This window comes from Desulfovibrio simplex (assembly GCF_055387835.1).
The window spans coordinates 442,461-452,500 of record NZ_AP042377.1 but is presented as its reverse complement, the minus strand read 5'-3'; the positions used below and the strand labels follow the sequence as shown (position 1 = coordinate 452,500).

The 10,040-nt window shown below is 58.9% G+C and carries 10 protein-coding genes and 1 other RNA gene; 2 read left to right on the top strand and 9 right to left on the bottom strand.

Features of this window, described 5'->3' with window-relative positions:
- Positions 1-232 precede the first annotated feature (232 nt).
- The 9 genes from ACZ5DH_RS01865 to ACZ5DH_RS01825 all read right to left on the bottom strand — a co-directional run bounded on the left by ACZ5DH_RS01865 (position 233) and on the right by ACZ5DH_RS01825 (position 7,515).
- A complete protein-coding gene (locus tag ACZ5DH_RS01865; RefSeq protein ID WP_464255472.1) occupies positions 233-835 on the bottom strand; it encodes a TRIC cation channel family protein in 603 nt (200 codons plus the stop codon).
- Between the two features lie 32 nt (positions 836-867).
- Complete coding sequence (gene rny / locus ACZ5DH_RS01860) at positions 868-2,427, bottom strand: ribonuclease Y (protein WP_464255471.1); 1,560 nt, start codon at positions 2,425-2,427, stop codon at positions 868-870.
- 211 nt (positions 2,428-2,638) lie between these two features.
- Positions 2,639-2,823, bottom strand: a non-coding RNA gene (gene ssrS / locus ACZ5DH_RS01855) — 6S RNA.
- A gap of 10 nt (positions 2,824-2,833) precedes the next feature.
- A complete protein-coding gene (locus tag ACZ5DH_RS01850; protein ID WP_179981030.1) occupies positions 2,834-3,106 on the bottom strand; it encodes a cell division protein ZapA in 273 nt (90 codons plus the stop codon).
- A 6-nt stretch (positions 3,107-3,112) separates the two neighbouring features.
- Positions 3,113-3,358, bottom strand: a complete 246-nt coding sequence (locus tag ACZ5DH_RS01845; protein ID WP_464255470.1) for a cell division protein ZapB — start codon at positions 3,356-3,358, stop codon at positions 3,113-3,115.
- Positions 3,359-3,617: 259 nt separating this feature from the next.
- Positions 3,618-4,976 carry a bifunctional UDP-N-acetylglucosamine diphosphorylase/glucosamine-1-phosphate N-acetyltransferase GlmU gene (gene glmU / locus ACZ5DH_RS01840; protein ID WP_464255469.1) on the bottom strand — a complete coding sequence of 453 codons (1,359 nt, stop codon included), beginning with the start codon at positions 4,974-4,976 and terminating at the stop codon, positions 3,618-3,620.
- A gap of 90 nt (positions 4,977-5,066) precedes the next feature.
- Entirely contained in the window at positions 5,067-6,188 is a 1,122-nt protein-coding gene (locus ACZ5DH_RS01835) for a glycosyltransferase family 2 protein (protein ID WP_464255468.1), read from the bottom strand.
- A 110-nt stretch (positions 6,189-6,298) separates the two neighbouring features.
- Positions 6,299-6,709, bottom strand: coding sequence for an OsmC family protein (locus tag ACZ5DH_RS01830; protein WP_464255467.1), 411 nt, complete (start codon positions 6,707-6,709; stop codon positions 6,299-6,301).
- Positions 6,710-6,933: 224 nt separating this feature from the next.
- Positions 6,934-7,515, bottom strand: coding sequence for a manganese efflux pump MntP (locus tag ACZ5DH_RS01825; RefSeq protein ID WP_464256586.1), 582 nt, complete (start codon positions 7,513-7,515; stop codon positions 6,934-6,936).
- A gap of 256 nt (positions 7,516-7,771) precedes the next feature.
- On the opposite strand from ACZ5DH_RS01825, the gene ACZ5DH_RS01820 reads away from it, so the two are divergent.
- The gene (locus tag ACZ5DH_RS01820; protein WP_464255466.1) at positions 7,772-8,845 is read left to right on the top strand and encodes a spidroin-2; all 1,074 of its coding nucleotides are present in this window, start codon (positions 7,772-7,774) and stop codon (positions 8,843-8,845) included.
- A gap of 59 nt (positions 8,846-8,904) precedes the next feature.
- Positions 8,905-9,444 carry a protoporphyrinogen oxidase gene (locus ACZ5DH_RS01815; protein ID WP_464255465.1) on the top strand — a complete coding sequence of 180 codons (540 nt, stop codon included), beginning with the start codon at positions 8,905-8,907 and terminating at the stop codon, positions 9,442-9,444.
- Positions 9,445-10,040: the final 596 nt, after the last annotated feature.

Here is a 10,040-nt window from a genome sequence, read left to right as displayed (position 1 = left end):
GAAATGATTCCGGCATCGCAACTAAAAGCCATTATTCAGTTTTGTATGAGCGCGGGAGACTTATGCCCCTCTTTTCGCACCCCGTCAATCACTTTCTTCCGGCCCGGCGAAACTTGTTTCGCCTGCGTGCCGTTTCAAAGTCAGTGCCGTTGCGCGAAACGAGAAGATAGTGAAACTATACCAAAGAGTCAAGAGCCATTTTGCATTTTTCGACACTTTCTAAAATCGTGGCTCATACAGCGCCAAAACCGCCCTTTCGCAGGCGCAAAGCCCGCAGTACAAGTACCAGCCCGCACCCCGCCAGGGCGCACTGCCAGGGAGGCATCCTGCCGTACATCAGGGTCGCCAGAGCCAGCATGGCCCCCAGGGCCGCCGCCGTGGCGTAGAGATAGTCCTCAACCAGCCGGGCCGTGTCGCCCAGAGCCACGTCGCGCACAAAGCCGCCGGTCAGGGCGGTCAGCACCCCAAGTATCAGACAACCCGTTACGCCAAGTCCGGAATACAAGCCCAGCACCGTAGCCACGCCTGCGGCCAGCCCCAGGCCCAGGCTGTCCAGCCAGTAAAAAAACAGCCACGAGCGTCGCCAGCGCCCGGCCAGAATACCGGCCAGCCCGCCCACCACAGCCGAGGCAAGATAGTCGCCCCGGTTCAGGGCCAGCACCGGATGCCCAAGCAGCCCTTCACGCAGCAGCGGCGCGGCAAGGCCGACCAGACAGGCCAGCACCGCCGCGCCGCTGAAATGCGCCCCGCCCGAACGCGCACGGCAGGATGCGGCGGCGGCCAGCATAAAGCTGGCCGCCAGATCAAAAACATATAACAGAAGGTCTTGCGTCATAGCATATGACCTGTCCCCTTACTGAACCGAACCTATTTGGCAAGGCCCACGGCACGCCGTTCACGGATGACCGTGACGCGGATCTGCCCGGGATATGTCAGATTTTTTTCAATTTTTTCAGCAATATCCTTGCACAACACATAGGTTGTGTCGTCATCCACCTGATCAGAGTTGACCATAACGCGAATCTCACGTCCGGCCTGGATGGCGTAGGCCTTGCTGACACCTTCAAAACTGGTGGCGATGCCTTCAAGGTCTTCAAGGCGCTTCACGTAGTTTTCGAGCAGTTCCTTGCGCGCGCCGGGGCGTGCGCCGGAAATGGAATCCGCAGCCTGAACCAGCACGGCCAAGGCCGTGGACGGGCGCTGATCCTCGTGGTGGGCGGCGATGGCGTGGATTATCTCATGGCTTTCGTTGTACTTCTTGGCCAGATCCGCGCCGATGAGGGCATGGGGGCCCTCCACTTCATGGTCCACCGCCTTGCCGATGTCGTGCAGCAGTCCGGCGCGCTTGGCTTTCTTTACGTCCATGCCGAGCTCCGCCGCCATCATGCCGCACAGGGCGGACACTTCAAGCGAATGCTGCAGCACGTTTTGCGTAAAGGAGGTGCGATAGCGCAACTGCCCGAGAAGACGCACGATTTCCGGGTGGATGCCGTGCACCCCGGCATCGAAGGTGGCCTGCTCGCCCACTTCGCGCACCTGGGTGTCCAACTCCTGCTCACACTTTTGCACAATGTCTTCAATGCGGGCGGGATGGATGCGGCCATCCTGAATAAGGCGCTCCAGGGCCATCTTGGCCACCTGACGGCGCAGGGGGCTGTACGCGGAAAGGATGACGGTTTCCGGAGTGTCGTCAATGATGAGATCCACGCCGGTGGCAGCCTCAAGCGCGCGGATGTTGCGCCCTTCACGGCCGATGATGCGTCCCTTCATGTCTTCGCTGGGCAGGGTGACGGCGGTGACGGTCTGCTCGTTCACGTAGTCGCCCGCGTAGCGCTGAATGACGTTACAGAGAATTTCTTTGGCTTTGCGGTCTGCGGTTTCGCGGGCTTCCATCTCAATCTGACGGATCATCTTTGCAGATTCGTGCCGCGTCTTGGCCTCAACTTCCATGAAAAGCTGGGCTTTCGCTTCTTCAACGGTAAAACCCGATATCTGCGCCAGTCGCTGTTCCTGCTCCTCTATGCGGGTCTGCAGAAACATCTCGGATTCTGCCAGCTGCCGCTCCTTGCGGGCCAGATCCTTTTCGGAGGCGAGCAGTTCGTGCTCTTTGGCGGTGGCTTTTTCCAGTTTTTCTTCAAGGCGGCCGCTCATTTCTTCCAGCTTGCGCTCGCGGGTTTTGACTTCGCGTTCCCGCTCTTTGAACTCGTTTTCAAGTTCGCGCTTCTGGTTGAACAGATCGTCCTGCCCCTGGAGCAGAATTTCTTTTTTCTGGGCCTGAGCCTCTTTGCGGGCCTCGGCCACAATACGCTTGGCCAGGTCATCGGCATCGCCGATGCGTTTTGTGGTAGACCGCTTATACACCACCACGCCCAGTGCCGCCCCCAGCAGCACGGACGCAAGCAGCGCCACGATGAACAATGGGTCCATGAATCCAGCCTCTCTTTTATCAATACGGGACCAGTCCTAGAACCAGCCCGGCGAACACCGGCAGCCAATGCTGGCCGCCGTAGCAATTGAGCCCAAAGGGCTGCTGTATCCCTGGCTGGACGCCGCAAACGCGGCAATAAGGATGGCGTTGCAAGAAGAAGTGACGGCCCCATAGCGGAAGCTGGAATTCCAAACTACTGCTGAAAGCGGCTTTTTCCCCAGAGAGCCGTGTCATGCTTGCGGTACAGAACCTGGATAACCAGGTCGGGAGCCTGTTATGTCCCCTTCAGGCGTCCCGGTCGTGGCCGGGCTTGCACACTGAGGACAGTGACGATTCCCTTTTATATACTTGTCAGGTTAGCACCGAGGCATAAATCACGCGCTCCCCAGGGAAACGCCCAGAGGTCTAATCAGACCCCTCTATCTTCGAAAGCATGGCCTCTACGCGCTCGCGCGCGTCCGCCTGCTCTTTCTGCGATTGCAACAAATCATCCGCCAGTCCAAGGGCCATAAAGGTCAGCAGAATATCCTTGGTCTGCCCTCCGTGGAACCTCAGCTTCTGGTCAGCAAACCGTTCTTCAACAAGCCGCACGGCCTCATGAACACGGTCCATATCTGCACCAGGCTTAAAAGCAATGCTTAAGCCTAGAACGGTTAGGTTGATAGCGTCCTGATTCACAAAAACCTACTCTACGCTGTCGTGCTCCTGAATGTTGCGCAGTACGGCGTCAATGCGCGCCAGCGCCTGAGCCCGCAACTGTTCTTCATTCTCAAGAGCTTCGCGCAGCCTGTGGTTTTCATCTTCCAGAGCAGCCCTTTCCGCCCCCATAGCGGCAGACTCAGCGCTGATGCGCGCATTCTCCGCCTTGAGGCGGTCAAGCCTGGCCAAAAGAGCCGCAACTTGTGTTTCAAGCTGTCCCAGAAGTTCCATGGTTCATAGATAGCATCGCACCAGAGCCTTGGCAAGAATGGATGCGGTAAATTCGAAAAAAACCCGCGCCACGCATGGCTTGGCGGCGCAGTCCCCATTTATGCGCCATGGCAGCGGGTTTGCGACAATTTTGAAACAATTGGTTCCGGCTCCAGACACAAAATCCGGGCAGTGAAGAAATCACGCTCCACCTTGTATTGCCCGCGCCCTGCACAAACCAGAGGCGCATGCCCCGTGCAGGCGACACCCAAACTACGCGTCAGTTTTTTCTGCGTGGCAGATTTTTCTGCTTGCCTCTGGCAATGCCAAGTTCACCGGCAGGCACGTCCACGGTGATGACCGACCCCGCCCCCACAAGCGCATCGTCGCCCACGCTCACCGGGGCCACCAGGGCAGTATTGCTGCCAATGAAGGCTCGCTGGCCTATCTTGGTGACATGCTTGTTTTTGCCGTCATAATTGCAGGTGATGGTGCCCGCGCCGATATTGCTGCCCGCGCCCACATCCGCATCGCCAAGATAACTCAGGTGGTTGGCTTTGGCCCCCCGCCCCAGGCGCGCCTTTTTCAACTCGACGAAATTGCCCACATGCGACTGGGCCTCAAGCACCGCGCCGGAGCGCAGCCGCGCGTAAGGCCCCACAAGGGCATCGTCGCCCACCTGGGCGCCTTCAAGGTGTGAAAAAGAGCGTATCTGCGCCCCATTGCTGACGACGCTGTCGCGGATCACGCAGTGCGAGGCCACCGAGGCGCCGCGCAGGATGCGCGAATGCCCGTAAATTTCGCAAGGGCCGGTAAGCTCCGCGCCGGGCTCCACCTCGGCCAGAAGGCCCACGCGCACACTGGCGGCCGCGTGAATGATGACGCCCGAGGCCAGCAGATCACGCACCCGGCGCTCACGCAGGGTTTCTTCCATCCGCTCCAGTTCCTGGGGCGAGTTCACCCCCATGAGCCCATCATCGCGCCCGCAACGCACGCCGAGAACATTGTATTTTTCCGCCACAGCCAGACCCACGAGGTCGGTGATATAGTATTCGCCGCTCTTGTTGGCGTTGTTGATTCGGGGCAGCAGGCTTTCCACCGCGTCCAGCGCGCAGTAGTACATGCCCGCGTTGACTTCATTGGTTGGCGGCCCGTACAGCGCCGGGTCGTAATCCTTGGCCTCCACGATGGCGCGCACATCGTCGCCCTGACGCACCACGCGGCCATAAGCCCCGGGGTTGTCCAGCTCAATGGTGGCAAAGGCCAGGTCAGCGCCCACGGCTTCGGCCAGAAACTGGCGCACCAGCGATTCCGAGAGCAGGGGCGCGTCGCCGTTGACCACCAGAAGATGCGTGCAGCCAGCCTTGGTCAGGGCAGGCAAAGCCTGTATGAGAGCGTGCCCGGTGCCGAGCTGCTGTTTCTGCAGAACAAAGGACGCGTCCGGAAAGGCGGCCTGCACCATTTCGGCCTTGTGGCCGGTCACAATCCAGACGTCCTCGGCAAATACAGGGCGCAAAGCCGCGAGCACGCTGGCCAGCATGGGTTCGCCCAGCATGGTCTGCAAAACCTTGGGCTTGTCTGAATGCATGCGGGTGCCCTTGCCTGCCGCCAGAATGAGGGCCGCGTTCTTTGGCATCACTATCTCCTTATCTCCACGTAACAACGGAAAACTTCACGCAGTGCAATAGCCTCTTGCGTCAAAAACGGCAAGGCAAATGCACGAAGGTTCTCAACTGCCGGATGCAGCAAAACGCTGTAAAACGCCAGGAATTCCAGAAACCTGAAGATGCTGCGACATGGCAGAAATCTGACTGTCGAGCTCCGCCGCGCTGCACTCCGCAAAATGAGGATAGCGGTTTACAAGCAATTTTACAGCGTTAATCGCATCAGGGGTCAGATCTTCGGCCATAAGTCCGGCGGTTTTGATGGCTTGGGCCGGATAATATCGCTGTATGCAGCGCAGATCCGCGTTGCTGCCTTTTGAACTCGCGTACAGACGCTCCGCTTCCTGAAGCGCCCGAACAAACATGTCTTGCATTTTAAAAGCAAACGCCTTGCAGAATGTAACCTGGCTTGCCAGATTGAGGCAGCCGCTGGCCAGGGCCAGCCATCCGCCCAGCTTTTCCTGCGAGTCCGTCAGGTTCGACGAATCAAGCATATTGGCCATAAGGCTTCGAAGGGACACCTCATGCAGAAGCATGTGTTGTCTGTTGGCGGTGGTGCTTGTTTGATGCCTGCGGTAGATAACCAATCCTTCAGCAGCCAGACCAGCGCGACATCCCGTGCTGAAACAGCGCAGCCAATATTCATAATCCTCGCAACCTGTAAGCGACACGTTGAACAGGCCTGCCTGCCGTATGACCTTTTCACGCAGCATAAAGCAGTGAAGAGGCGCAACATTGGCGCAACATATATGGATATTCCAATACCCGCGCATGAGCGGCCACAAACAATTGGCCCCGTCGCTGCCGTGCGTGTGGTAATCAAAGCAGCGGCACAATGACATGTCCAGATGGGGATGCTTTGCAAACATACCCAGGTGGGTGGACAGAACTTCTTCCATCAGCACATCGTCGGCATCCAGAAAAACGACAAAGTCACCACGTGCCTTTTGTATGCCTGTATTGCGCGCTGTCGACACCCCGCTCTTTTGCTGCCGGACATACACAATGTCCCGCAGCATTGCATGGGCCACGTCCTGCGTATTGTCCGTGGAGCCATCATCCACCACGATGATTTCCACATCAAGATTGTCAGCCTTTTGGCGCAAAACGCTACGCACGGCTTCAGGCAGAAATCGGCCATAGTTGTGGGTAGGAATAATGACGGAAACCAACGGAGGAGATGACATGACGTGTCCTGTGACGGATGGAAGGAATGTGCGCGCCAACGGTTGCCCGAACAGCATCGCCGCTGGCGCAGGTGACAGGCAAAAGGGCCGGATGTCTTGATGCCGGGCGCTTAATCCTGCCAGATAAAGGTAAAGACCTGCTCCACTTCCGGGTGCAGCGTCAGATGCACGGGGCAGGACGCGGTGCAACGCTCTATGATGGTCTTTTCCTTGGCGGAGTAAGTGCGCGGCGGCATCTTGAACACAACCTCAATCTTGCCGATGCGGCGCGGGTCGGCACTCATGGTCTTGGTGATCTCCACCTCCGTGCCGGTCACATCCACCCCGTGGGTTTTGCCGTATATGCCTATAATGGTCATGGCGCAGGTGCCGAGCGCCGTGGCGCAAAGGTCTGTGGGCGAAAAGGCTTCACCCTTGCCCTGGTTGTCGCTGGGGGCATCGGTGATAATCCTGGTGCCGCTCTGGTTGTGCACGCATTCCATACGCAGGTCGCCAAGATATCTGGCGCTGATAGTAGCCATGAGAACTCCTTTTTCCGCACGGCCTGGCGGCCGACATGGTACGCCTGTAAGCACGGCGGACAGGTTTGATTAAGGAAAACACTGCTTAAAGAGCCTCTTGGAAACGCGCAGTTATTTCGTTTGGCAAGGCGCGATCTTTTTTTGAAGCAGGAGTGGACTCTTCCGTCCTCGACTGTTTCAAAAAAGTGAAGCAACGCCGCCAATCGAAATAAATCAGCGTTTCCTTAAAAAACCTGATGCTCTCGCAGAATGTTGCAGGCAATGGCGAGCAGCGTCAAGCCTCCCGCCAGTTCCGCCCACCCATTGAAAGCGCAGAGATTGGCCAGTGTCTTACCAATACGCACACCGCCAGCCGTGATGCCCGCGCAAATAATTCCTATCAGCGCGGCTTCGCCCCATATGGGCGTTCCAAGAATGGCCAGCGACAGCCCAACAGCCAAGGCGTCAATACTGGTGGCGACGCTCAGCACCAAAAGATTGCTGCCCGCTGTGGGGTCCACGGCGGGACAGGCGCAGGACTCCCTGTGCCTGAGAGCACGCAGTCCTGACAGGGCCATCTTGCCGCCTATCCAGGCCAGCAGGACAAAAGCTATCCAATGGTCCCAGGCTTCCATATATTCACGTACGGACACCCCGAGATACCAGCCGATAACGGGCATGGCGAACTGAAAAAAGCCAAAGGCGGCTGAAAGGCGCACATAATGGCGCGGGCTGGGCTTTTGCAGGGCGCAGCCAGAGACTACGGCAACGGCAAAAGCGTCCATGGACAGGGCAACGGCAAGCAGAAATACGGCGAAAAACGTCATGGATCGCGTCTCGTGCGTGGGCAGGCCACGTATCTGGTTTATGGTTTGTCGGGTCCAGGCACTATAGATCATGCCATGCCGCCGGACAAGCGCATGCGCTGGACACAAAATCAGGCCGCCTGAAACGCCGCGGCGCTGGAAACACCCCGCAAATCCTGCACTACAGCCATTTTTAAGACAGCGTCGTCCACATTTTTTCATGCCGCCAGCCCTATGGGCATCTTGCTACGCCGGGCGTCACGGGCTACAAGACGGCATGCAAAACATACCTGAAGGGCTTTTTTACTGGCAATGGGCCTCCAATATACTGAATATCGGCATGAGCGCCGCTGCCGCCTTGCCGGTCATCATGGCCCTGACCCTGCTGGCCGGAAGACGCGGCAACGCCCGCCTCTGCATTCTGGGAACACAAAAACTCACGCGGCTGGCCCTTGGGCTCGGCCTGCTCGGCCCGCTGCTGACCGCCACCGACCTGGCTGCCACGCTCATCAGCCTCGGCGGTTCGTCCAGCCTCCTGAACAGCCTTTCCCTGTGGGACGACGCGGTGCTTCCCTACACCACCACGGTGCTGGCCTGGATTGGCGGCCTGTGCTGCCTGTGGATTGTGGCCTATTTGGATGGGCGCTCTCCCCTTGCCGCAGGGCTGCCTGACGAAGGCGCCCCTGACAAAGACGGGCCTGCGGCGAAAAGCGGCGCGGGCGCTGCCTCCAAAAGCCGGTCAACTCGCAAGGCGCGCCGCGCCCCGGCCCCTGTGGAAGGTTCCGGCAGAAGCGACCAGCTGGCGGGCGAAGCCATGCGCGGCAGGCTGTGCCTGTATTTGATGGCCGCCGTCTGCTTTTTTGCCGCGCAGCTTCTGCCCAACTGGTCTTTTTCCGGGCCGCCGCAGGGCATGGAATGGGGGCGCATGGTTTCTGCCTTGCTTGGCGCAGCCACGCACAACTACTTCACCTGCTTTGCCCCTGCGGGCGCGTTTGCCTTGCTGGCCCTGTTTTTCTTCCACCGCAAGGGCGAGCCTTTTCCCGCCGTTGCCGACCTTGAAAAGGCCGCCCGCTGGTGCGCCCTGTGGGCCCTGATAGGATACATACCCCGCTGCATTGACAGATGGGGCCTGTTCATCGGACTGTCGTTCAGCGGCCAGAGTCTGCCCGACTGGCTCATGCCGCAGGCTGCCGGCCTCGTGCCCATGACGCTGGCTGTGGCCTGCTGGGCCATACTGTTTACCGTGCGCTCCCGCGTGCGGCTGCTGTGGCTCAACTGGCTGGCCCTGGCGCTGCTGGTTGTGCGCCAGAGCCTGCCCTTCATCCTATACCTGCTGCGAAGCGCGTCCTGATCCGGGTACTCCACGCCGCCAGAGCGTGTCGCGCAAATGCAGTCTGCAGTGAGGTTCGCATGCGTATCCCCGCTTTTTTCCCCCTTCTTCTGGCCTGCGTGCTGATTTTGGGTTCCGGCGTCCTTGCCGCGCACGCGGCTTCCGAGACGCCGCCGGCCGCGACCAGAGACTTTGCCCGCTTCAGCGCCAACCTGCCAGAGGGTTGGGATGGCGAAGAACGCACCGGCTTCCGTTCCGGCAACGATGACGAGTGCATGCTCGTTCTCGGCCTCAAGGATCCGACGGGCGACGATTACAGGGCGCTGGTGAGCGTTTTTGTTCTGCCCAACGAGACAAAAGCCACAAGCGAAAGCTTGGCCGAAAACCTGCGCCAATTTCAGGCCGGGGCCACAGAACCGCAACAGGACGGCCACTTCTGGTCATTCAGCGGCGAACCGCGCAGTCAGGCCTTCAAGGCTTCTGCCCTGACCAGGGTTCACGCCACGCCTGACATGGTGCTTATTGCCATCATCCAGGACCCGGAAAACCAGGGCGCCCTAGCCGTTTTCGACAGCCTGAAAGGACTTACGCCGCAAACCCGCGACCTGCTCGGTCAGTAAGCGTCCAAAGGCCGAAGGAACCGCTCGCCTGGCAGCAGAGAGCGGTTCCTTGCCCCTGCCGTCTTCGCAATCCGCGCGCCCCTTGATGGCAACCCCAAAGGATTTTCGCGCAAGCTTGACTCCTCACGCAAAATTACCTAGAGCTTTTTTGTCTTATGCACCTTTAACCCTAAACCAAGACCCGTTATGGACAGTTTACCCAGTAGTAGTCAAACCTGTGCGATCAGCTTGCCTGAAATAGCACGCTACGGCCTGTAACGGTTCCTTCCCGCTCGCCGCAGCCTGTTTCGGGCATCGGAGGCGAGCCATGAAATTCTCTCTCTTTCTTTGCATTATGCTGGCTGTGGCGTTTTTCGCCATCAATCTCTTTCTGGTGCTGACCGCGTCACCCCGGAATTTTCGAGCGTATTTTCCCGCGTCTGCGTTCTCTTGCGTCACTCCCGCAAGATAGCCGTAGCCGGCAGGCAGTTGTGTAACGGCCTGTTCATTGACGCAAACCGGTTTTGAGACTGTGCCTCTCAAAACCTGAAGCCGCCCCTGCGGCGCGTACCAGCGCAGACAACCTGCGTATACGCCTTCACGGCGAATCCCTGCCC